This window comes from Acidimicrobiales bacterium (genome assembly GCA_030747595.1).
Classification (GTDB): domain Bacteria; phylum Actinomycetota; class Acidimicrobiia; order Acidimicrobiales; family MedAcidi-G1; genus UBA9410.
This window is the reverse complement of record JASLKK010000005.1, coordinates 81,445-102,918: the sequence shown is the minus strand read 5'-3', so window position 1 is coordinate 102,918 and position 21,474 is coordinate 81,445. Positions and strand designations below refer to the sequence as shown.

General features: G+C 68.5%; 24 protein-coding genes. 20 read left to right on the top strand and 4 right to left on the bottom strand.

Annotated elements, in window-relative coordinates; genetic code table 11:
• Positions 1 to 6: 6 nt before the first annotated feature.
• Positions 7 to 630, top strand: coding sequence for an isochorismatase family protein (locus tag QF777_05470; GenBank protein MDP6910997.1), 624 nt, complete (start codon positions 7 to 9; stop codon positions 628 to 630).
• A gap of 31 nt (positions 631 to 661) precedes the next feature.
• Here QF777_05470 and QF777_05465 read toward each other — a convergent pair whose 3' ends face one another.
• Complete coding sequence (locus tag QF777_05465; GenBank protein MDP6910996.1) at positions 662 to 1,933, bottom strand: SulP family inorganic anion transporter; 1,272 nt, start codon at positions 1,931 to 1,933, stop codon at positions 662 to 664.
• Between the two features lie 23 nt (positions 1,934 to 1,956).
• On the opposite strand from QF777_05465, the gene QF777_05460 reads away from it, so the two are divergent.
• The 4 genes from QF777_05460 to QF777_05445 are packed head-to-tail and all read left to right on the top strand — an operon-like array spanning position 1,957 to position 4,827.
• Positions 1,957 to 2,805 (top strand): NUDIX domain-containing protein, encoded by an 849-nt coding sequence (locus QF777_05460; GenBank protein MDP6910995.1) that lies wholly within the window; start codon positions 1,957 to 1,959, stop codon positions 2,803 to 2,805.
• A gap of 18 nt (positions 2,806 to 2,823) precedes the next feature.
• The gene (locus QF777_05455; protein ID MDP6910994.1) at positions 2,824 to 3,324 is read left to right on the top strand and encodes a hypothetical protein; all 501 of its coding nucleotides are present in this window, start codon (positions 2,824 to 2,826) and stop codon (positions 3,322 to 3,324) included.
• Complete coding sequence (locus QF777_05450; protein ID MDP6910993.1) at positions 3,308 to 3,979, top strand: DUF3159 domain-containing protein; 672 nt, start codon at positions 3,308 to 3,310, stop codon at positions 3,977 to 3,979. The genes QF777_05455 and QF777_05450 overlap by 17 nt, the downstream gene beginning before the upstream one ends.
• Positions 3,976 to 4,827, top strand: coding sequence for an SDR family oxidoreductase (locus QF777_05445; protein MDP6910992.1), 852 nt, complete (start codon positions 3,976 to 3,978; stop codon positions 4,825 to 4,827). Before QF777_05450 ends, QF777_05445 begins: the two co-directional genes overlap by 4 nt.
• A 34-nt stretch (positions 4,828 to 4,861) precedes the next feature.
• Here QF777_05445 and QF777_05440 read toward each other — a convergent pair whose 3' ends face one another.
• The gene (locus tag QF777_05440) at positions 4,862 to 6,085 is read right to left on the bottom strand and encodes a cytochrome P450 (protein MDP6910991.1); all 1,224 of its coding nucleotides are present in this window, start codon (positions 6,083 to 6,085) and stop codon (positions 4,862 to 4,864) included.
• Between the two features lie 98 nt (positions 6,086 to 6,183).
• On the opposite strand from QF777_05440, the gene QF777_05435 reads away from it, so the two are divergent.
• Positions 6,184 to 7,170 (top strand): alcohol dehydrogenase catalytic domain-containing protein, encoded by a 987-nt coding sequence (locus QF777_05435; GenBank protein ID MDP6910990.1) that lies wholly within the window; start codon positions 6,184 to 6,186, stop codon positions 7,168 to 7,170.
• A 22-nt stretch (positions 7,171 to 7,192) separates the two neighbouring features.
• Here QF777_05435 and QF777_05430 read toward each other — a convergent pair whose 3' ends face one another.
• Complete coding sequence (locus QF777_05430; GenBank protein MDP6910989.1) at positions 7,193 to 7,771, bottom strand: HD domain-containing protein; 579 nt, start codon at positions 7,769 to 7,771, stop codon at positions 7,193 to 7,195.
• Positions 7,772 to 8,088: 317 nt separating this feature from the next.
• On the opposite strand from QF777_05430, the gene QF777_05425 reads away from it, so the two are divergent.
• Both QF777_05425 and QF777_05420 read left to right on the top strand, forming a co-directional pair.
• Positions 8,089 to 9,039, top strand: a complete 951-nt coding sequence (locus QF777_05425) for an ABC transporter ATP-binding protein (protein ID MDP6910988.1) — start codon at positions 8,089 to 8,091, stop codon at positions 9,037 to 9,039.
• The gene (locus tag QF777_05420; GenBank protein MDP6910987.1) at positions 9,032 to 9,877 is read left to right on the top strand and encodes an ABC transporter permease; all 846 of its coding nucleotides are present in this window, start codon (positions 9,032 to 9,034) and stop codon (positions 9,875 to 9,877) included. The genes QF777_05425 and QF777_05420 overlap by 8 nt, the downstream gene beginning before the upstream one ends.
• Here the strand turns inward: QF777_05420 and cofC are convergent.
• The gene (gene cofC, locus QF777_05415; GenBank protein MDP6910986.1) at positions 9,874 to 10,461 is read right to left on the bottom strand and encodes a 2-phospho-L-lactate guanylyltransferase; all 588 of its coding nucleotides are present in this window, start codon (positions 10,459 to 10,461) and stop codon (positions 9,874 to 9,876) included. The two genes, QF777_05420 and cofC, sit on opposite strands and share 4 nt — an antisense overlap.
• Before the next feature lie 22 nt (positions 10,462 to 10,483).
• Between cofC and QF777_05410 the strand changes: the two genes are divergently transcribed.
• From QF777_05410 to QF777_05355, 12 genes are all read left to right on the top strand, one after another.
• The gene (locus tag QF777_05410) at positions 10,484 to 11,560 is read left to right on the top strand and encodes an NAD(P)H-dependent glycerol-3-phosphate dehydrogenase (GenBank protein MDP6910985.1); all 1,077 of its coding nucleotides are present in this window, start codon (positions 10,484 to 10,486) and stop codon (positions 11,558 to 11,560) included.
• Complete coding sequence (locus tag QF777_05405) at positions 11,557 to 13,101, top strand: hypothetical protein (GenBank protein ID MDP6910984.1); 1,545 nt, start codon at positions 11,557 to 11,559, stop codon at positions 13,099 to 13,101. The genes QF777_05410 and QF777_05405 overlap by 4 nt, the downstream gene beginning before the upstream one ends.
• A gap of 53 nt (positions 13,102 to 13,154) precedes the next feature.
• Positions 13,155 to 13,847 (top strand): ribonuclease HII, encoded by a 693-nt coding sequence (locus QF777_05400; GenBank protein ID MDP6910983.1) that lies wholly within the window; start codon positions 13,155 to 13,157, stop codon positions 13,845 to 13,847.
• A 20-nt stretch (positions 13,848 to 13,867) separates the two neighbouring features.
• Complete coding sequence (locus QF777_05395) at positions 13,868 to 14,287, top strand: hypothetical protein (GenBank protein ID MDP6910982.1); 420 nt, start codon at positions 13,868 to 13,870, stop codon at positions 14,285 to 14,287.
• 11 nt (positions 14,288 to 14,298) lie between these two features.
• On the top strand, positions 14,299 to 14,628 hold the full coding sequence (locus QF777_05390) for a hypothetical protein (protein MDP6910981.1): 330 nt from the start codon (positions 14,299 to 14,301) through the stop codon (positions 14,626 to 14,628).
• A 46-nt stretch (positions 14,629 to 14,674) separates the two neighbouring features.
• Positions 14,675 to 15,889: a serine hydrolase domain-containing protein gene (locus QF777_05385; protein MDP6910980.1), complete on the top strand. Its 1,215-nt coding sequence runs from the start codon at positions 14,675 to 14,677 to the stop codon at positions 15,887 to 15,889.
• Positions 15,889 to 16,542, top strand: coding sequence for an RNA methyltransferase (locus QF777_05380; protein MDP6910979.1), 654 nt, complete (start codon positions 15,889 to 15,891; stop codon positions 16,540 to 16,542). The genes QF777_05385 and QF777_05380 overlap by 1 nt, the downstream gene beginning before the upstream one ends.
• A gap of 9 nt (positions 16,543 to 16,551) precedes the next feature.
• Positions 16,552 to 16,950 carry a hypothetical protein gene (locus QF777_05375; protein MDP6910978.1) on the top strand — a complete coding sequence of 133 codons (399 nt, stop codon included), beginning with the start codon at positions 16,552 to 16,554 and terminating at the stop codon, positions 16,948 to 16,950.
• Positions 16,947 to 18,266, top strand: a complete 1,320-nt coding sequence (locus tag QF777_05370; GenBank protein ID MDP6910977.1) for a hypothetical protein — start codon at positions 16,947 to 16,949, stop codon at positions 18,264 to 18,266. The genes QF777_05375 and QF777_05370 overlap by 4 nt, the downstream gene beginning before the upstream one ends.
• Before the next feature lie 34 nt (positions 18,267 to 18,300).
• The gene (locus QF777_05365; protein MDP6910976.1) at positions 18,301 to 19,113 is read left to right on the top strand and encodes a hypothetical protein; all 813 of its coding nucleotides are present in this window, start codon (positions 18,301 to 18,303) and stop codon (positions 19,111 to 19,113) included.
• A 10-nt stretch (positions 19,114 to 19,123) separates the two neighbouring features.
• On the top strand, positions 19,124 to 20,821 hold the full coding sequence (locus QF777_05360) for a DNA polymerase Y family protein (GenBank protein ID MDP6910975.1): 1,698 nt from the start codon (positions 19,124 to 19,126) through the stop codon (positions 20,819 to 20,821).
• Between the two features lie 112 nt (positions 20,822 to 20,933).
• Positions 20,934 to 21,461 (top strand): phosphoribosyltransferase, encoded by a 528-nt coding sequence (locus QF777_05355; GenBank protein MDP6910974.1) that lies wholly within the window; start codon positions 20,934 to 20,936, stop codon positions 21,459 to 21,461.
• Positions 21,462 to 21,474: the final 13 nt, after the last annotated feature.

The window sequence follows — 21,474 nt, the reverse complement described above, 5'->3', positions numbered from 1 at the left end:
TCGGTCATGGGCATGGATCTTCAGGACCTGGTGGATCCCGCACACACCGCCCTGTGCGTGGTCGAGTGCCAGAACGGTGTGGTGGGCGAGGCGTCAAACATGCCCGCGGTGGCTGATGCGGTGGCTGCCTCCGGGCTCCTGCCCCGTCTGGCGGTCCTGGCCGGTGCTGCCCGATCGGCGGGGGTACGAGTCGTGCACTGCACCTTCCACGCCCACCCCGACCTGTGGGGTGGCAACCGGAACTCCCGCCTGTTCGCCGCTGGTCGTCGGGCCGAGGTGCAGCAGTACGTGGGCACCGAGGCGGTCGAGCCGGCTGCTGAGATCGGTTTCGTCGAGGGGGTCGACGTCATCGTGCCCCGGTTCCACGGGCTGTCGCCGGTGGCCGGCACCGGGTTGGCACCCATGCTCGGAAACGAGGGCGTGACGACCGTGGTGGTGGTTGGAGTGAGCCTCAACGTGGCCATCCCCAACGCGGTGTTCGACCTGGTCAACGAGGGCTTCCAGGTGGTGGTCCCGGCCGACGGGTCAGTGGCCACGATGCCCGGCTACGGCGAACAGGTACTGGAGCACACATTGGCCTACATCTCGACGCTGACCGACGTGGCCACCCTCGTCGAGGCGTGGTTGTAGCCGGGGCTGGAGGTTGTTTCCCGGGTTTTGGTTATCGGATCTCAGGTCGTCTGGCCGCCCGGCGGGTCCGTAGGCCCACGGCGAGCGAGAGCAGGATCCCCACCAGTACGCCCTGTTCAACTCGAGGGGCTAACGCCAACGTGGCGAAGAAGGTGACCCACGCCACCAGGGCAGCGGCCGGTGATCGACGGACCATGGAGACGAGGGCCACCGGGCGGACGAGCCCCACCACCGCGGCGATCACCACCCCACCGAGGGTGGCCCGGGGTAGCGGAGCGAGCACGTCGGCGAACGGCAGGAAGGCCAGCACGGCGGCCCCGGTGACCAGACCCGACCACCTCGTCTGGGCCCCAGTCAGGCGGTTCAGCGACGAGCGGCTGAACGATCCGCCCACCGGGAAGGCGCCGGACACCGCTGCAGCCACGTTGGCCACGCCCTGACTCACGAACTCCCGATCGGCGCTCCACCGATGTCCATCCTCCTCGGCGAACACCCGGGCAATGGACGCCGGCTCGGCGTAGCCGACTAGCGCGATGAGCACGCCGCCGACAAGGAGGGTGCCGGTGGATCCCCAAGGAAGGTCCAGCGAGAGGTCGGGCAGCCCGGTCGGCACCTGGCCGACCACCGGCCCGGCGTAGTCGACGATCCGGCTGATCACCACTCCTCCGACGACGGCCAGCAGGGCGCCGGGGAACAGGCGGTGGATGACCTGCCGACCGGCCAGTACCAGCAGCACGGTGGTCGCGGCGATCACCACCGAGGCAACCTCCCACTGGCCGACGTGGCCCAACGACCAGCCGGCCCGCCACAGCACGCCGCCGGTGGGGGCGGCCGCCCCGAGTGCCTTTGGGAGCTGCGAGGCGAGGATAAGGATGGCGGCCGCCGAGGTGAACCCGGTGACGACGGGATCACGCATGAGGTACGTCACCACCCCGAGTCGGAATACTCCGAGGAGTAGCCGCGATACCCCGACCAGCAGGGCGAGCAGGGCGGCCATGGCCACGTAGTCGGGAGTGCCGACCTCGGCCAGACCGGCCAGGGCACCGAAGGTCAAGAGGCTAGTCAGGGCCACCGGACCGGTCTGCAGGTACGGCGACGAGGCGAAGAAGGCAGCCAGGATGGGCGGCAGAGCCGAGGCGAACAGGCCGAGATGGGATGGCAGGCCGGCCAGTTCTGCGTACGCCATGGACTGGGGGACCAGCACCATGGCCACGCTCAGTCCGGCCAGCAGGTCGGCCGGCACGGGCCTCGACGGTGGTTCGGCCAGTGATTCGGCCCGGTCGGCGGTCTGGTCGTCGGACATCGGTCCGACCCTAGGATCGGCGGGTGGGCCGCGGAGGATCGGAGCAGGGGTCAGCCGGCCCGCACCGCGACGAGATCCCCACCGATGACGTGCCGATCCGATCGGCGGCCACCGTGGTGCTGCTCGACGACCGCCCCGACCTGCACGTGCTCGCGCTGCGTCGCACCGACGCCTCTACGTTCGTGGCCGGGTACACGTTGTTCCCCGGGGGAGCGGTGGACGACGGCGACCACGACGCCCGGTGGGGGGACCTGTCCTCGGGTGCTGTGGGAGCACTTCCAGGCATGGACGATCCCCTCTCGTACCGGATCGCCGTGGTGCGGGAGACGATCGAGGAGATCGGGGTTGCCGTCGGCATCGCCAACGAGGCAGTGGCCGCCGATCTGGTGGCCCGCCGCCACGACCTGGAGTCGGGTGCGGTGTCGCTGGCCGACCTCGTATCCGCGGCGGGTTCCCACTTGGACCTGTCGGGCATCCATCCGGTCGCCCGCTGGGTGACACCCATGCCCAGCATCAAGCGCTATGACACGGCGTTCTTCGTGGCCCGGGTGCCGGCCGGGTCCCGACCTGTGGTCGATGGCCGTGAGGCCGTACACGCCGAGTGGTGCCGACCGGCCGACGCGCTGGAGCGTTGGAAGGCGGGCGAACTCACGATGATCAGTCCGACGATCGCCATGTTCCAACGCTTGGCCTCTTGGCGGACGGTCGACGAGGTACTGGCGGCCACGACTGACGCACCCGTTCGACACGTCCGGATACTCGACGATTCGACCACCCCGGTCCGCTTCGAGGGCGATGACGACTATGACGCTCCGGGTACGAGGGCGACGCTCGGCTGGGTGTGGCTGCCGGCCGGCCCTCTGGGGGGATAGGCCCCGTAGCCTGAATCCATGGCCGCACCCTCGTACGTCCCCCAGCCCGTCGTCCGGCCCACCAGTTGGGCCTATTCGGGACCACGCCGTCGCCTAGGTGCGTGGCACGCCGATCGACCGGGTGAGGTCGTGGGAGGTCAACCGCGTGGTGAGCGTCTGGGCCACCCGGGCCCCGATCAGGGCTACGCCCTTCGTCTGGCCAGGGGCTTCACTGCCCGCCTCCAACTGGGGTACGGCGAGCATGCCGCTGACGTGGTCGCCGGTTGCGTCGGCGTCGCGCTGAAGCGGGCCGCGCTGTTCGGTCGTGCCCCCATGGCCGGTGATCTCGAGCTGGCCTTCTCGATCTTCGGGTTTCTCGACGAGGCACCCACCGGCGACCAGCTCGACGAACGACGGAGCCTGTTCGCTGAGGTATCGCACCACCACCACTACACCGAGGTCCGGCGGATCGCCGACCGAGTGCCTGAGAGCGTGCTGTGGCTGGGCGCGGCCGCCGCCCGCGATGCCTTCACCGTCTGAACCGGTCCGGCCGGATCCCACCCGGCCCGACCGCAACCGGGTCCTCGACTCGGTCCTGCCTATTGCCCTGTTCATCGGGCTGGAACGAGCCTGGGGGCTGGCTGCCGGGGTGGCCGGCGCCACGCTGTGGAGCATCAAGGTCGTGTTGGGTCGTCGCCGTCGTGGCGAAGAGGTCGGTCGCTACCTGCCGATCCTCGTGGCCTATCTGGCGGTCCGCGCCATTGTCGGCATCGCCACGGATTCCGACGCCGTGTACTTCGGCATCGGGATCGGCACCAAGGCAGCCGTCGGGGCAGCACTCGTCGGCACCGTGGTGGTCGGTCGTCCATTCTTGGTCCGCTACGCCCACCTGGCGGTGCCCTTCGACCGGGCCACCCGGGACCACCCCCGCTACCGGCAGGTCATGGGCCATCTCACTGTCGCGCTGGGTTGCTACCAGTTCTTGACGTCGGCCTGGGACATCTGGCTGTTCAACCAGACGTCGGCCAGTGGCTACGTGCTGATCCGGTTCATCGTGGGATGGCCGATTGGGACGCTGGCCAGCATGGTTGCCATTTTCTGGGCCGATCGAGCTCTTCGACGGGTGCCCGGATACCCGGGAATCCTCGACCTGCTGGCTCCGCCCGAGGACGACGACGAGGAGGAAGACGCATGACTGACGGAGCGCTTCGTGGCATGGGGGCACTGGTCACGGGTGGTGGCACGGGTATCGGACGGGCTTGTGCCGAGGCGCTGGCTGCCGACGGAGCCGTCGTCACCATCTGCGGGCGGACCGAGGATCGCCTCGTTGACGCCGTCGACCAGATTCGTACCGGTCACGGGGGAAGCGTGCATCACGTGGTGGCCGACGTGACCTCCGAGGATGACGTACGTGCGGCGGTGTCGGCGGCGGCCGCCAATGCCGGGAATCTCCGGGGCGTGGTGGCAAACGCCGGGGGCGGTGGCGGGCTACGCCCACTCCACCTCCAGGAAGTCGACGGGTTCGAGGCCGTGCTCCGACTCAACGTGGTCGGCACCATGCTCTGTCTGAAGCACGCGGTTCCCGAGATGGTGGAAGCCGGGGGCGGATCGTTCGTTGGCATGTCGTCGATCGCCGGACACGTCACTCATCCGCATTTCGGCGCCTATCCGGTAGCCAAGGCGGGGATCGAGGAGCTGATGCGTAATGCGGCCGACGAGTTCGGAGCGTCGGGGGTGCGGTGCAACACCATCCGGCCCGGGTTCATCGCCACCGAACTCATGGACTTCGTACCCCGTGACAGTGAGGTCTTCGCCTCCTACGTTCGCAACACGCCCTTGGCCCCAACGTTGACGACCGGGGTGGGGGAGCCGTCCGATGTGGGAGCCCTGGCCCGATTCCTGATCGGCCCCGAGTCGCGGTGGATCACCGGGACGGCCATCAACGTCGACGGCGGGCAGGGCCTGCGTGCCGGGCCCGACTTCTCGTCGTTCCTCGCAGCGATGGGTGATGACGTCTTGCGCGGCCATCGACCTGCTGACTGATTCGCCGGAGCTTTCTGCCCAGAAGCGAGCCGGGTCAGGCGGGCCTCAGTTCGAGATGGGCTTCGCTCATCCCGTAGACGAACGAGTTGGGCATCTCGACAGGAGTGGTGCCCGGGGCGATACGGATCTCGGCCACCCGGGCCACGAACTCCTCAAAGAACGAGCGGATCTCCAGGCGGGCCAGAGCGGCGCCCAGACAGAAGTGGGTGCCGAAGCCGAAGGCAATGTGGTGGTTTGGATAGCGGGTCACGTCAAACGTCTCCGGGTCGTCGAAGTGAGCCGGGTCGCGGTTGGCCGACGAGTACATGAGGACCAGCTGGTCGCCGGACCGGATGTTGTGGCCGTGCATCTCCACGTCAGTAGTCGCCACCCGACACATGTTGTGGATGGGCGTCACCCATCGGATGAACTCCTCCACGGCAATGGTCAGGTCGGCACCGTCACGTAGCAAGGCCCACTGGTCGGGGCGCCCGGCCAACTCAACGAGCGTGCGGGCAATGACCGTCCGGGTGGTCTCGGCGCCACCGTCCAACAGCAGCAGGCAGTCCGGGATGATTTCGTGAAGGCCGAAGGCGTGGCCGCCCATGGCCTTGGGCCCCTGGCGTTCCCGGTCGATCCAGACCGACATGACGTCGTCCATCGGACAGCCCTCGATGATTGTCGGCCGCTTGGCCTCGTAGAGCTCGGCACACGCCCCGGCGAACTCCATGGCGGCTACGACGCCGGCCTCGTCGTGGTAGCCAGGGCCGCCGCCCAGGGCGATGGTGCGTTCGGACCACTCCTGGAGCTTGGGCCACATCTCGGGTCCGAAGCCCAGTAGCAGACCGATCATCTGGGCGGGGAGTGGAGCGGCCAACTGGTTGATGGCCTCCACCCGGCAGGTGCCGTCCGCGCTGGCATCGGCGAGAGCGTCGTCGATCAGCGCGGTGACTGTTTCGCGTACGTGGTCTTCCCAGCGGCTGACGGCCCGGGGGGTGAAGCGGCGCGACACTACGTTTCGACGCAGCATGTGGTGGGGGTCGTCTAGGCCGATGATCGATCGGTCGGCGGGGATGTTGGGCCGGTAGCCCCTGGAGCCGTCGCCCGCGTTGGAGAAGGTGGCCTTGTCGCGTTCGATGGCCACTATGTCGTCATAGCGCGACACGCCCCACAGGCCGTTGGTTTCGTCGCGGTGGAGCGGATCCTCGTCGCGGAGCCGAGCGTAGGTGGGGTACGGGTCGGTGACGTAGAAGTCGCCGTCCAGCAGGTCGATGCCCATGATTGGACCCTACGGTCGGGTACGTGGCGGCTCGGGGTCGGGGCGCAGGGAACCATCAGCCGAGATGGTCCGATGAGAAGAATGAACGAGGAGGCGCGGTGCGAGGAGTTCGGACGGTCGGTGGGGTGTTCGAGTTGGTGGAGGTGCCTGAGCCCGAGGGCGACGGAGTGCTGGTCGAAGTGGCCTCGGCCGGCATCTGCGGATCGGATCTCCATATGGCGGGCTTCGGCCTGCCCACCACGTTCGGCCACGAGGTGGCGGGACGGACCGCCGACGGCACCGCGGTGGCTATTCGACCTACCCGGACCTGTGGAACCTGCGATCGATGCCTAGTCGGTGAGGTTCAGCAGTGCCGCGACATGGCGCTCTACGGGCTGGCTGTCGACGGGGGCATGGCCGACCGTGTGATCGTTGATTCGTCGTGCTTGGTGGCGCTACCCGAGGGGCTCTCGGTGGCCGATGCCTGCCTGGTCGAGCCGGTGGCCGTGTCGGTGCACGCGGTGGCCACCGCGGACATCGTGGCCGGGCATCGGGTGCTGGTCGTCGGGGGTGGGACAGTGGGACTGACTGCGGCAGCTGTGGCCCGGGCCGTGGGTGCCGATGTCGACGTCTCAGCCCGCCACCCCCATCAGCAGGCGGCCGCTGAACGTTTGGGGGCGGGCACGGAGGCATTGGGGGAGTACGACGTGGTGGTGGAAGCCGCGGGTACCGAGGGGGCGCTGGTCACGGCCATCGACCACGCCCGGCCCGGGGGAACCGTGTCGCTGCCCGGCGTCTACTGGGACGGTCTGGCGCTACCCAACGTGATGACCATGTTCCTCAAGGAGGTCCGCTTGGTGCCGTCGTCCATGTACGGCTGCGCCCGCGGGGTGCACGCCCATGGAGCGTCGGAACCGGGAGCAGTTCCGGGGCCTGATGCCGACCCGGCCGGCGAGTTGCGTGTGGCGGCTCGCCTGCTGACCGATGTGCCCGACCTGGCTGCTGCCGTGGTGACCCACCGGTTCGGCCTGGACGAGGCCGCTGAGGCATTCCGGGTGGCCGCCGATCGTTCCGCCGGCGCCATCAAGGTGGTCCTCGAACCCTAGGAGTGGTTTCTGGGCGTGGTCGTCAGGCGAGAGTCATGGACGGCAGTGGAAACCGGCTGTCGCGGGCGAACAGGGCTCGCACCATGGGTTCGAAGTCCTCGAGCGCCATGGTGTCGTGGTTCCGCTCGAAGCAGTTCTGGTCGTAGTCGGCGCAGAAAGCCGCGCAGTCGTCGAACCACTGGTGGTCCCGGAACTGCTCCCGGGCATCGGGGTCGGCACCCAGATGATGGAAGTAGTAGTACCCCTGAAACACGCCGTGGTGCCGGATGATCCAGTGCGTCCGGTCGGTGACGTAGGGCCGGAGGATGTCGGCGGCCACCGCGCTGTGGTTCTCCGGCGCGATGGGGTCGCCGACGTCGTGGAGCAGGGCGGCCACCACCATCTCATCGTCCTCGCCGTTGCGTAACGCCCGGGTGGCACTCTGCAGACTGTGCTGGAACCGGTCCACCGGGTAGCCCAGCAGCGGGCCGGCCATGGCCTTGAGCGTGCCCAGGACGTGGTCGGCCAGGTGCTCGGCCTTGTGGTCGGCAAGCTCGCGCCCGATGAGGGCGTAGTCCTCGGGCGTGCCGTCCACCATGTGTTCAAAGCTCACGGTTTCCATAGCCGAGCAGTCTGGCAGGTGATCGATGGAGCGGGGAGAGATCGGTGGGTGCCCGGGTGGAGGCGGTCGTGTCAGCCGTCTGACGGGCGGAGCCTCGGCGGCGGGACGAGGTCGAGGGCCGGTAGGGATGGCCTTCCGGGCTGGGCCGGATCGGTCCCGGGGCGAGGCGCCCGAGCCCGCAACGCCTAACTGTGGAATTGTGCCTACGTCGAGTCATCGAGTTGCCGTCACTAACGGTGACGCCAACGTCATCTCGCCCTGAGCGGGGGATCGTCATCCACTCCCGACGTCGGGGCCGGCTGGCTAGCCTCGCCGCCGTGTCCGCTTCCCCTGCCCTGACCGTGTCCGGGCTGTGCAGGTCCTATGGCGACGTCCGTGCCGTTGACGGCCTGTCGTTTCAGGTGGAACCCGGTGAGGTGTTCGCCCTGTTGGGGCCGAACGGTGCCGGCAAGTCGACCACCGTAGAGATCCTCGAGGGGCACCGATCCCGGGACACCGGCACCGTGCAGGTCCTGGGGCATGATCCGGGTGCATCCTCGGCGGCCTTTCGAGATCGGATCGGCATCGTCCTCCAGGAGGTGGGCATTGAGCGTGAACTGACTGTCCGCGAGGCGCTGGTGCACTACGGCGCCTGCTACTCGCGGCGCCGTCCGGTCGACGAGGTGCTGGAGTTGGTGGGCCTTCACGGACTGGGGGACCGACGGACCCATCGGCTTTCGGGTGGCCAGAAGCGACGGATCGACCTGGCACTGGGCATCATTGGCGACCCGGACGTGTTGTTCCTCGACGAGCCGACCACCGGGTTTGACCCGTCAGCCCGACGACAGGCCTGGGAGATGGTCGACGGGCTGCGGGCGTTGGGCACCACGATCGTGTTGACCAGTCACTACATGGACGAGGTCCAGGAGCTGGCCGACCGGGTGCTGGTCATCACCGGTGGTCGGGCGGTTGCCGAGGGCACGCCTGACGAGTTGCGCGGTTCGATGGACCGCGAGACGGCCATCCGGGCCCGGTTCCCACTGGAGGCCGACGGCACGGTCGACGACCTGCTGGGCGGGCTGTCGGGGCGGGCCACCGTGCGTGGCGGTCGCCTTGAGGTACGGACCGAACAGCCCACCGCCGACCTGCACCGGCTCACCGCATGGGCCATGGAGCGAAAATTGGAGCTGACTGACCTGGAGGTTGTTCGGCCCACGCTCGAGGACGTCTACCTGGATCTGGTCGGCGGCGCCGGCGAGGCCGACGTCGGAGGTGGAGGCCATGGCTGACCGGCTTGGACGGTTACCGTCGCCGCTGGGCCTGCTGATCCACCAAATCAGCTACCAGAACCGGGTGTTTCGCCGGGTGCCCATCTCGGCGTTCTTCACCCTGGCCTTCCCGCTCATGTTCCTGCTTTTGTTCGCGGCGATCTTCGGCGATATCGGCATCGGTGGGGGTCGTGAGGTCTCTGCGGCCCAGTTCTACGCGCCGGGCCTGGCCGTGTTCACCGCTGCGTCGGCCACCTACACGAACATCGGCATCTCTACGGCCATCACTCGTGATGAGGGGATTCTGCGGCGTGTTCGCGGTACCCCGCTGCCCAGGTGGGTGTACCTCGGGGGAGTCGTCGGTTCGGGCGTGAGCATCGCCGTGTTCGGTGTGCTGCTCATGCTGGCCGTCGGAATGATCGTCTACGGCGTGGAGGTCGACCTGAATCGGGTCCTTCCGGTGGTTGTCACCTTCGTGGTCGGTACAGCCTCGTTCGCCATGCTCGGCCTGGCCCTGGCCGCCGTCGCCCCGTCGGGTCAGAGTTCGCCGGCGTTGGCTCAGGCCACCATGCTGCCGATGGCCTTCGTGTCAGACGTGTTCGTGCCTCTGGGTGACGATCCGACCCGGTGGTTGCAGGTGGTTGGCGACGTGCTTCCGCTCAAGGCCTTCGTCGAGGCCTTCTTCACGCCGTTCGATCCGTACCACAGTGGTTCGGGGTGGGAACCGGCGTTGTTGCTGCGGATGGCCTGCTGGGGAGTGTTCGGCGCCTTGGTGGCCGCCCGTCGGTTCCGGTGGGAGCCCTCGGTGGGTTCAGGCCGGTCGCGTCGGTCACGTCGAAACACGCCCGTCGACGGCTAGTCCGCAGGTTGGAAGCCGAGGAGCCCGTCGAGACCCTCGAGGTCAGCCGGGTCGTCGACGTCGAAGGCCAGGTCGGGGTCGTGCAGGCTCCTCCACGGCAACCCCAGGCGTTCAGCCTCGGCCACGTGCGCGGCGTACGAACCCGGTCCGTAGGCGAATCGGAATCCGGCATCGGTGGGCACCGAGAGCACCGGGGTGCCATCGAGATTCCGGTCCGGCACCAGAGTGATGCCCTGAGTGGCCGCACAGTGGTCCAGTCGGGTGGCCCGGGGAAGGTCGGCGTGGGCGATCACGACCTGTGGCACACCGTCGGCGGCCAGGGCAGCCACTCCGGCCTCCACGGCCCGGTTCAGGCCCGGCCCGTGGACCCGGATGACTGCGGCGCCCACCGAGCGGGCCCAGGCGTCGACCCCGTCGTCGTCGCAGACCACGGTCACCGGCAGGGGTGCCGCCGCGGCGACCACGGTGGTCGCCATGGCTCGGGCCAGGTCGGCACGACCATTGGCATCGACCGCTCCGGCAAGGCGGCCCTTAGCGTCGGTGAAGGCCTTCACGGGGATCAGTACGCCGATGGGTCCGGACATTGCGACACCCTAGGGTGACGCCATGACGCCCTCATCTCCGGCCGACGCGCTCGGCCTCGAGCCCGCGGCTCGGCCCGTGGAGAGGGTGGTCGTCATCGGTGCCGGGTCCTGGGGGACCACAGTGGCCGCTCTCTTGGCGCCCGTAGTGTCGACCGTGCTCTGGTCGCGACGATCGGAGGTGGCCGCTGACGTGGCCGCCGGGCGGGGAAACCGCCGCTACCTCGGGGGCCACGATCTGCCTCGTGAGTTGGAGGCCACCGACGACCTGCTCGGCGCGGTGTCAGGTGCCGATCTGGTGGTGGCTGGCGTGCCCACCCACGGCTTCCGGTCCACCCTCGTCAGAGCGGCGCCTGCCCTCGGCGCGGACGTGCCGGTGATCAGTCTGGCCAAGGGCTTCGAGCAGGGAACCGGCCTTCGTATGACCCAGGTCATCGCCGAGGTGCTGCCCGGCCGACCGGTCGGAGTGCTGACCGGGCCGAACCTGGCTCGGGAGATCCTCGAGGGACGGTCTGCGGCCACCGTGGTGGCCGCCACCGATCCGTCGGCCGCCGTGACTCTCCAGGGTCTGCTGGCTTCGGACCGTTTACGGGTCTACACCAACGACGATCTGGTGGGTTGTGAAATCGGTGGCGCAGTTAAGAACGTGATCGCCCTGGCGGCCGGCATGGCCGAGGGGCTCGACACCGGCGACAACGCACGGGCCGCTCTCATCACCCGGGGACTGGCCGAGATGAGCCGACTGGGGGTGGCCCTCGGGGCCGACTTCCAGACGTTGGCCGGTCTGGCTGGGCTGGGTGATGCCCTGGCTACCTGCATGAGCGGCCAGAGTCGCAACCGATGGGTCGGCGAGCAGGTGGGTCGAGGCGCATCTCCCGATGAGGTACTTGCCGGCATGGATCAGGTGGCCGAGGGCGTCCGGGCGGCTGGAGTGGTCTGCCAGTTGGCCGGCGAGGTCAACGTCGAGGTCCCGATTGCCGCGGGTGTCCACAGCGTGTTCGAGGAGGGCCGATCGCCGGGCGAGGTCTGGGCGGACCTGATGGCCCGCCGACCGGCCGCCGAGATCGAACCACCCGAGAGCGGTGACGCGAATTTCTCATGACAGGTTCTCCTAGGACGGGCCTCACCTCACGTCTGGCGTTCTGGCGCGTCCGGCCCGCTGATGGGTCACCCGGACTGGCCGGGACGCGGGTCGGCACGTGGGACGGCCCGTTGGCGGTGGTCGATTCACGGGCCACCGTCCAGCCTCTCGGTGATGGGGATGGCAACGGATGGCAGGTCGAATGGTGGATTGGAGCGGATGACCGCTGGTACGCCCCGGAGGTGGAGGCAGCGGTCCGTCAGGTCAGGCTCGGGGCGGCACCGGTACTGGAGACACGGATGCGGGTGTCGGGTGGAGACATCGTGGCCACCACGTGGGCTGCCCAGGCCGATGGCTCGGCTGGGCCGGCGGTGGTTGTGGAACTGGCCAATGAGACGCCCGCGCCGGTGGCCGTGGCGGTCACCGTCCAGGCCTCGGCGGGCGGCTGGATCCGACGACTGTCCGTGGACGGTCGTCGACTCATGGCCGACGGAGCCGCCGCCGTGGTGGTCGACCGGGATCCGGGCCGGTTCTCACTGGTGGATGCCGGCGGGGACCTGTGGGCCGAGGTGACCGGAGGCCGGGCGGTCGAACAGGCGCCGGACCCGGTCCGTTGTCGGATCGGCGCGGCGGCCGGCGCCCTTGTCGTACCCCTCCCGCATCGGACGGCGTTGCGGTTCGCGGTGCCGGCCGGGGATCTGGTGGACAACCCATCGGCTGTGCTGCCGGCTGTCGAGCGGGTGGTTGCCGCCTGGGCGTCCCGACTAGAGATGGCGGCCACCGCCGATGTGCCCGAGGGTTTTGATGCGCAGCGGGCTTTGGTGGACCTCCTACTGGCCGAACCGTCAGCCTCCGTGGTCGTTGAGTTGGCCCGTTGGGGATTCGGCGAGGAGGCGGCCCAACGGTTGCAGTCGGGTTGGCCGGATTCGGGTGCCGACCGACTTCGTGCCGCTGCCGCCCTGTGGGACCTGACCCGTGATCCGGCGTTGTTCACACGCGCGCTAGTCGGAGTACCGCTCGCCGATGGGTTGGACGGGATTATCCGAGCCGGTGGAGACGGCTCCGAAGCCCGCCGGGCCGTAGGGGCCCTCGCGGGGCTGTTCGAGTCGCTCGGTGACCACACGGCTGCTGCCGACGCTGCCTCTCTCGGCGAGATGGCGTCCCCGGTTGAGGACGCCCCGCTAGCGGTCGACGCGGGCCCGGCCGCCGAACTCCGGATGCTCGCTGACCGCCTGGTGCGACGCACCACAGACGGCCTGGACCTGTTGGTCGACGTGCCCGATGCCTGGTTGGGTCAGCCTGTCGAGGTCCTCGGTCTGGCCACCCCCGTCGGTCGACTGGGGTTCGCCGTGCGGTGGCATGGGGAACGTCCGGCCCTTCTGTGGGAGCTTGAGGCCCACCCGTGCCCGGGCCCCGAAGTCGGTCCGGTGGTGCTTCGGGTGCCGGGTCTGGATCGGGCGTTCTCTAGCACCGGTGCCACCGGAGAGGTGTTGTTGGCCGCGCCGGCCGGCCGGATTCCTCCCCGGAACAGCATTCCTGCCGAGGGTGGTTCGTTCACCTGATTTTCCGACTTCGCATTCTCGGGCTCATGGGGCCGGGCTCATAGGGTCAGGGCATGGCCGGACGGACCCGAATGCGCGCCGCGTTGCGGGGGAAGGCCCCCGGCCTGAAGGCCGAGAAGGAACTGTGGGCCGACGGCTACGCCGTGGTAGCCGGCATGGACGAGGTGGGCAAGGGCTCGTGGGCCGGCCCGCTGACCGTGGGGGCTGTCGTCGTCAACACGGACCGCCGTATAACCGGGGTCCGTGACTCCAAGATGCTTACCGAACCGGAACGTGAACTACTCGTGGATCGCATCACCGGATGGGCCACCGCCTGGTCGGTTGGCCACGCCAGTAACGACGAGTGCGATGAGCTGGGGATGTCGACTGCCCAACGCCTGGCGGCCCGGCGGGCGTTGGACAACCTCGGCGTGGAGGTCGACCAGGTGCTCCTGGACGGCAACTGGGATTTCGTAGGTGGAGGACGGGCCCGGACCATCGTGAGGGGTGACGCCACCAGCCTTTCGATCGCCGCGGCCTCCGTAGTGGCCAAGGTCACCCGGGATCGGATCATGCGGGGCGCCGAGGCCCGCTTCCCGGGTTATGGGTTCGCGGCGTCCAAGGGTTATCCCAGTCCCGTTCATCGTGAGGCTCTGGCCGAACGTGGTGCCACGACGTTTCATCGTCGGTCCTGGTCGTTTATGGACGGTCTGCCCGAGGTGGGTGAACCGGCCCGGGGCCGGGCTGGGGTGGCCCGTCTGTTCTGACCGCCGGTACCGTTTTGGCCATGCGTGGAACCGTGCGACTCCTCTGGTTGACCTTGGCGTGGACAGCCATTGTCTGGGTGGGCCGTATCCGCAACGTGGTCGGCGACGACGAGCTGACCGCCGGGGCTCAAACCTGGCAGATCGTGGTGGCCCTGATCTTCCTCGCGCTGGGCGCTCTGGTGGCCACCGTCCCCCTCGGGCTCTGGCACCGCCGCCCGCTCGGGTCGACCCGTCTGGTGGCGATGTTTTGCCTGTGGACCATCGTCTTTTGGACGGTGCGCGGTGGCGGCATGGTATTCGGTGACCATGAGGTCGGCTTCAAGGTGGTTCACACCGTGCTGGCCCTAGTTTCCATCGCTCTGGCTGGCGCCCTCTACCGGGCGGACCGGGACCTGGTCGGGGAGCCGTCCGCCGACCCTGTGATGGGCGTCGACCGCTAGCCTGCCCAGCCATGGGTCAGCCGATCACCGTCGTTGTCAAGCCATCGTCCCGAGCCGGGGTCGTCCGGTACGAGACCAACCGTGCCCTCACCGGTATGGGTCACGAGCGCTTCCGTGCCGGTGACGAGATTTCCGGAGGTACGCCCACTGACGAGTTGGCCCGCCGGCTGTTCGCCCGCGGCGGCATCGCCGGTGTACATGTGAACGGCAACGTCGTGACGGTTGAGTTCGCCGACGCAGGCGCCGACGGTGTCGAGGACATCATCGCCGGCCTTTACCTGTACTGGGTGGAGGGTGTCGAGGTGCCGAGCGACGACGAGTTGACCGGCGCCGTGGGCTGATCCAGCCCCGTTGAGATCCGACATGGGGCACGTCTCGAGCCTCGAAATGCACGACCCCGCCGGTCTGGGGTTCGATCCTGACCGGCTACAGCGGGTGGCTGACTTCGCTGGCGCCTTCGTGGACGACGGTCGCATGGTCGGTACCGACGTGCTGGTTGCCCGCCACGGGCAGGTGGTCCTGCGATCCACGGCCGGTCTGGCTGACCGCGAGCATGCCGTACCGGTCGCCGACGACAACCTGTGGCGCATCTTTTCGATGACCAAGCCCGTTACTTCGGTGGCCATCATGCAGTTGATTGAGGAGGGTCGCGTCCGCCTCCGGGACCCGCTGTCGCGGTTCCTCCCCGCCTTTGCCGAGATGACGGTGTTTGCCGGGGGGACGGTGGAGGCCCCCGAGACGGTGCCCGCCGAACGATCCATCACGATCGCCGACCTGCTCACCCACACCTCCGGCCTGAGCTACTCGATCCTCAACCAGCACCCGGTGGATGAGTTGTACCGTCGGGCCGGGATCGACGCCCTGGATCGGGGTGGCTCCCTCGCCGATCGGATCGACCTGCTGGCCACGCTGCCGCTGCGGCACCAGCCGGGGACCCGGTGGTCGTATTCGATGGCCACCGACGTTCTGGGTCTGGTCGTGGAAGCCGTCGATGGACGACCGTTCGACGAGGCGTTGCATGCCCGGATACTCGAACCGCTGGGCATGGTCGACACCATCTTCCGGGTGTCTGATGATCGGCTGGGCCGAATGACGTCGTGCTATGCGTTCGCCCCGGGTTCCGAGCCGACTCTTATCGATCCGGGCCCAACCACGGGTTTTGGCAAGGTGTCGTGGCCCAGCGGTGGGGGAGGTCTGGTATCGACCATGGCCGACTACCACCGCTTCTGCGCAGCCCTCGTCGGTGGCGGTGCACTGGATGGTCAGCGGATCTTGGGCAGTCGGACGGTCCGGCAGATGTTCGTGAACCACCTGCCGGGTGGCGCACACCTCGACGAGGTCGGCGATCCGCTCTATACACCGGAATTCTTTGCCGGCTGCGGGTTCGGCCTGGGATTCGCCACCGTGGAGGATCCGGCCCGTGGTCGGTTCCTGGCCACCCGGGGCGAGGGTTCGTGGGGTGGCATGGCCAGCACCGCCTTCTGGGTGGATCCGACCGAGGGGATCCACTGCGTGTTCCTGACCCAGTTGCTTCCGTCGTCGACCCACGTGTCGTTGCGCTGGGACCTTCGCACGCTGGTGAACCAGGCCCTCGTGGACTGATGTCTGAGCCAGCCCCGGAGCCAGAGGCGCAATCGGTGCCGGTGGGCGTGGGCCCCCATTCCGAGCCATGGCCTGAAGACCTCCGCTTGGATCCCGAACTCCTGGCGAGAGGCGACCGACGCAACGTGGCCGACCGCTACCGCTACTGGACAATGGAGGCCATCGTCGACGACCTCGACGGCCATCGGCATCCGTTTCACGTGGCCATCGAGAACTGGGAACACGACCTCAACATCGGGACGGTGGTCCGCACCGCCAACGCCTTCCTGGCTTCCGGTGTGCACATCGTCGGGCGTCGCCGCTGGAACCGGCGGGGGGCGATGGTGACCGACCGTTACCAGCACGTTCACCACCACCCGACGGTCGAGGACCTGGTGGCGTGGGCGGCCACCGAGGACCTTCCCCTCGTCGGCATCGACAATCTGCCGGGATCGGTGCCGTTGGAGTCGACAGGCCTGCCGGAACGGTGCGTGCTGGTGTTCGGCCAGGAGGGCCCGGGGCTGTCCGACGCGGTGCGGGACGCGGCGTCGGTGGTCTGCTCGATCGCCCAGTACGGCTCGACGAGATCGATCAACGCCGGGGTGGCATCGGGCATCGCCATGCACGCCTGGATCCGTGATCACGCCGGGTTGCCGCCGGGAAATGGGGCTTAGCCTGTGGCGGTGAATCTTCACCGGGTTGTCGTCCTCGTCCTGGCGGTTTCGTGGACCTTCGCGCTTGCCTCCTGTGCCGGGTCGACGAATCACGACCATGGTCACGACACTGGTTCGTACGTGGTCGATCCGGCCGAGGTGACCGTCGATGAGCGCTTCGAAGTCGAGGTGCGGGATGGCCTGGTGGTCGGAGGCGTTCCGAGGTTCGAGGTGTCGACGGGGCGGGTGGTATCGGTACTCCTGACGGTCGACCGGGTCGATCAGGTCCACCTACACGTCTACGACGCGTTCGCTGATGTCGGACCGGGGGTGGAGGCAGAAGTAGTGGTCCGGGCTGCTGTCCCGGGCGTGTTCGAGGCAGAACTGCACGGTTCGGGTCTGCGGGTGTTCGAACTCGAGGTCTCGTGACCCACACGCTGATGCTGGCCCATGGTGTCGGCGGTCGGACTGACCTGCCGCTCTCGGCTTGGCAAACCGGATGGTCGGCCGCGGCGGCTCTGCTGGCTTCCTTTGCCGTCCTCGGACTGGCGTGGCATCGGCCACGGCTCCGGGAGTTGGCCGTCGGGAGAGTCGTGGGGTCGGGGTTGGCTTCGATCGGCACCCCGGTTGGGGTCGCCGCGCGTTGGATCGTGGGATTCGGAGCGGTGGTCGTGGTCACCGCCGGCCTAGTAGGGGTCGACGATGTGGCCGCCAATCTGGCTCCGGTCACGGTGTACGTGGCCTTCTGGGTGGCCGTGCCGATGATTGTGGTGCTGGTCGGGCCGTGGTGGTCCTCGGTCAGTCCGTGGGAGGCGGCGTTCCGGTTTGTCGACCGGCTCCGAGTCGGCCGGAAGGGACGAACAGAGGTCCTGCTCGCCGGACGGTACGACGGCTGGCTGGCCGTGGTACCGGTGGCAGCGTTTCTGTGGCTCGAGCTCGTGTACCACGATGGAGCCCGTCCCCGGGTGCTGGGTTGGGCGGGGCTTGGTTACACGGTGGGGCTGGTGGGGATGGCCCTCCGGTGGGGAACCGGTGTGGCCCGGCGGTCCGAGGGATTTGGTGTGCTGTTCGGACTGTTGGCTCGACTGTCGCCGATTGGACGGGCGCCGGAGACCGGCCGTCCGGTCATTCGGCTCCCGCTGGTGGGTGCCGCGGTAGATGATCTCCGGCCATCGGAGGTTGCACTCCTCCTGGTGGTACTAGGGGGGACAGCCTTCGACGGCGTGTCGAGGACTCGGTTCTGGGGTGATGTCTCGGCGGGCCACACCGGGTGGGGTGCCACAGCGGTAGGCACGGTGGGGCTCGTCTGGGTGGTTGTTGTTGTTGCTGTTGCCTGGCAGGTGGCGGCCCGGCTAGGAGATCATCTGACCGGTGGGGCGGGATTCTCGACGCGTTTCGGTCACTCGTTGTTGCCCATCGTGATCGGCTATCACGTGGCTCACTACTTCTCTCTGTTGGTCCTCGAGGGGCAGCAGTTGGGAATCCGGGCGTCAGACCCCTATGGGAGGGGATGGGATCTATTCGGTACGGCCGGCGACGCGGTGAACTGGACTCGGGTCTCCCCGGCCACCGTGGGGTGGGTACAACTTGGGGCGATCGTGGCCGGCCACCTTGGTGGGGTGCTCCTGGCCCACGACCGTTCGATTGAGTCGTGGCGGCCGTCGATCGCCTTGCGTAGCCAGTACCCGCTGTTGATGGTGATGGTCGTGTACACGGTGCTCGGTCTGGTCCTGATGACGGGTTGACCGAGGAAGAGAACCCCTTGCTCTAATCGAACATATGTTCGATACTGGGGATGTGTCCCATCCCCTTCCCCGGAGCCTCCTAGCCGAAGCCGAGCCCTTCGATGACCTGTTGCCGGAAGAGGCTTTTCCGGGGGATAGCTCCCCGGGAGAGGTCGGGTCGAGGCCGGTGCTGTGGGCCGTGCCGTCTCTGGCCGAGGCAGCCCGTCGGGTCCGGACGACCACGCTGGCCGTGGATCGGGCCCTCCCGGTGCTTGAGGCTCTCGACGGCCTCCTGCCCGACGGCCTCCGGCGGGGCGTCACCGTGGAGGTGTCGGGCACCGGGGCCCGGTCGGTGGCCCTCGCTCTGATGGCTCGGGCCACCGGGACCGGGTCGTGGGCTGTGGTGGTCGGTGACGGTGATCTGGGCCTTGCCGCAGCGGCCGAGGTCGGGGTGGCACTGGAACGTCTCGTGGTGGTGGACGCCCCGGGCCGGGAGCAGTGGGCCCCGGTGGTGGCCACCTTCGTGGGGGCGGTCGACCTGGTGTTGGTCTCGCCCAGGCACCGGCCGTCGATAGGTGACGTTCGACGCCTGGCAGCCCGTTGTCGGGAGCGGGGGTCAGTGCTGGTCCGTCTATCCTCGGAGTCGTCGGGGTTTCCCGGGGTGAGCCGTTTGGTTGGCGACTGGCCGGGCCGCCTGGACCTCCGGTTTTCGGTCGATGAGGCTGTCTGGGACGGGCCCCACGGGGGGCAGGGCCGTCTCCGGTCCCGCCGGGTGGAGATATCGGTCACCGGTCGGGGTCTCCCGACGGAGGGACGCCGGGACACGCTCCTCCTCCCGGGCCCGAGCGGCGTTCCCGCTCATCCGTGACCCTCCGCTGGTGGGCGGGTCGGCTGTGACCTCGGCCGCCGTTCGGACCCTCGTGGTGGGTTGTCCCGACTGGCCCTTGGTCGCGTTGGGGGTGGCCTCCGACGAATCGGCGCTGGTGCTCGGGGCGGGGCGGGTCGTGGCGGCCACCGGGCCGGCCCGGGCCGTCGGGGTGGCTCTGGGGCAGCGTCGACGTGAGGCTCAGTTCCTCTGCCCGGAAGTCCGGGTGCTAGCCCGTGACGAGGGCCAAGAGGCCCGGAGGTTCGAAGCTGTGGTCTCGGCCCTCGGGACGGTTACCCCGTGGGTGGAGGCCCGGCGACCTGGTCGATGTTCGTTCGGGGTCCGGGGTCCGGTCCGACTATTCGGTGGGGAGTCGGCCTTGGTGCGCCACACCGCCGAGGTGGTGGACGCCGCCGTTGCTCGGATCGGAGCAGGGGTGCCGGTGGGTGCGGCTACGGGCCCGGGGTGTCAGATCGGGATGGCCGATGGCGCATTCGCCGCTGATTTGGCGGCCCGTAGCGGTGGGGCGGCTCCGGAGCACTCGGTGATCGTTCCCCGGGGTGGGAGTCCGGCCTTCCTGGGCCCCATCCCTGTCGGGGTGCTGCTACCAGTCGGGTCGTCAGTTGGGTCGGCGGACGGGTCCTCGGACCTCGTTGACGTCCTGATCCGTCTGGGTTTGACCACCCTGGGGGCGTTCGCCGCCCTCCCGGTAGCCGATGTGCTGGCCCGATTCGGTACCGACGGCCTTGACGCCCACCGTCTGGCTTCAGGGATCGATGACCGCCCGGTGGGTCATCGTCCAGCGCCACCGGACCTGGCGGTGTCAATGGCTTTCGACCCACCGGTGGACCGAATTGACCGAGTCGCCTTTGCTGCCCGATCTGCCGCTGAGGCTCTCCACGAGCGGCTTTCGGCTCGGGGGATGGCGTGTACCCGGGTGGTGGTCGAGGCCGAGACCGAACACGGCCAAAGGGTGTCCCGCCGTTGGCGTGACGAGGGGGTGCTGGGTTCGGTCGCGGTGGCTGACAGGGTCCGGTGGCAGTTGGAGGGATGGTTGCACGGTCCTCCGGCGGTTCGCCCCACGTCGGGCATCACGCGGTTGGTGTTGGCCCCCGATGAGATCGTCCCGGCATCAGGCCGCCAGTTGGGGTTCTGGGGTGGGGTCTCGGCGGCCGATGAGCGGGCCGGGCGGGCGTGCGCCCGGGTGGTGGGGTTGATGGGTCCAGGGTCGGTGAGGATTCCGGAGTGGCGGGGCGGACGGGATCCCGACGACAGGGTGGTCCTCACGCCGTTCGTCGAACCGCTTGGGGAAGGCGGATCGGTTAACTGCCCGGGAAGGGGAGGGAAGCCGGAAGTGGAGCCCTGGCCAGGTGCCCTACCGGGACCGTCCCCGGCGGCGGTCCATCTCGAGCCGGTGGTCATCGATGTAGTGGATGCCGCAGGGGCACCGGTAGGTGTGGATGGACGAAGCAGGCTCTCGGCGCCGCCTGACCGTCTGATCGTCCCGCAGCCACCCGTTGGGTCTCGTCCGGTTGTGGCTCCGGGGGAGCGGGTCGTGGCATGGGCCGGGCCGTGGCCGGTCGACGAACGTTGGTGGGATCCCCTGCGACGCCGCCGCCGGGTCCGGCTTCAGGTGGTGACGGCCGACGGCACGGCCCTCCTGGTGGTGCTGACCGATGGCCGGTGGACGGTCGCCGCCACCTATGACTGACAGTTCGTGACCAACGACCGGAATTGATGCCCGGGCGCCCTGACCCGGCTCCGGCCGATCGGTCGCTCAACGGGTAGGTTTCCCGGCCACGAGCACGGAGGACGGAGCGGACGTGGCAGTGGAGCACCAACTGAAGGAACCGGTACGCGAGGAAATGGACTGGCCGATCTACGGCACGGCGGTTCGCGAACTGGCACAGATGGTGGCCGATGATGGCTACCGGCCCGACATGATTCTGTCCATTGCCCGGGGTGGCCTCTTCGTGGCCGGCTCGCTGGGCTACGCACTGGCTGTCAAGAACCTCTACGTAATGAACGTCGAGTACTACACCGGCGTCGACGAGCGTCTCGACATTCCGGTGATTTTGCCGCCCTATGTCGACTGGGTGGACCTGGGCGACAAGAAGATCCTGATCGTCGATGATGTAGCCGACACCGGTCACACGTTGGCCCTGGTGCACGAGACGGCAACCGAAGCGGTAGCCGAGGTGCGTTCTGCAGTGCTGTACCAGAAGCCCCAGTCGGTGGTCGACTGCGAGTACGTCTGGCGCCACACTGATCAGTGGATCAACTTCCCGTGGTCGACCGAGCCTCCAGTGGTCGACCTTCAGGGCGCTGGCACCGCCGTCCTAGACGCCTGAATATCTCGAATCG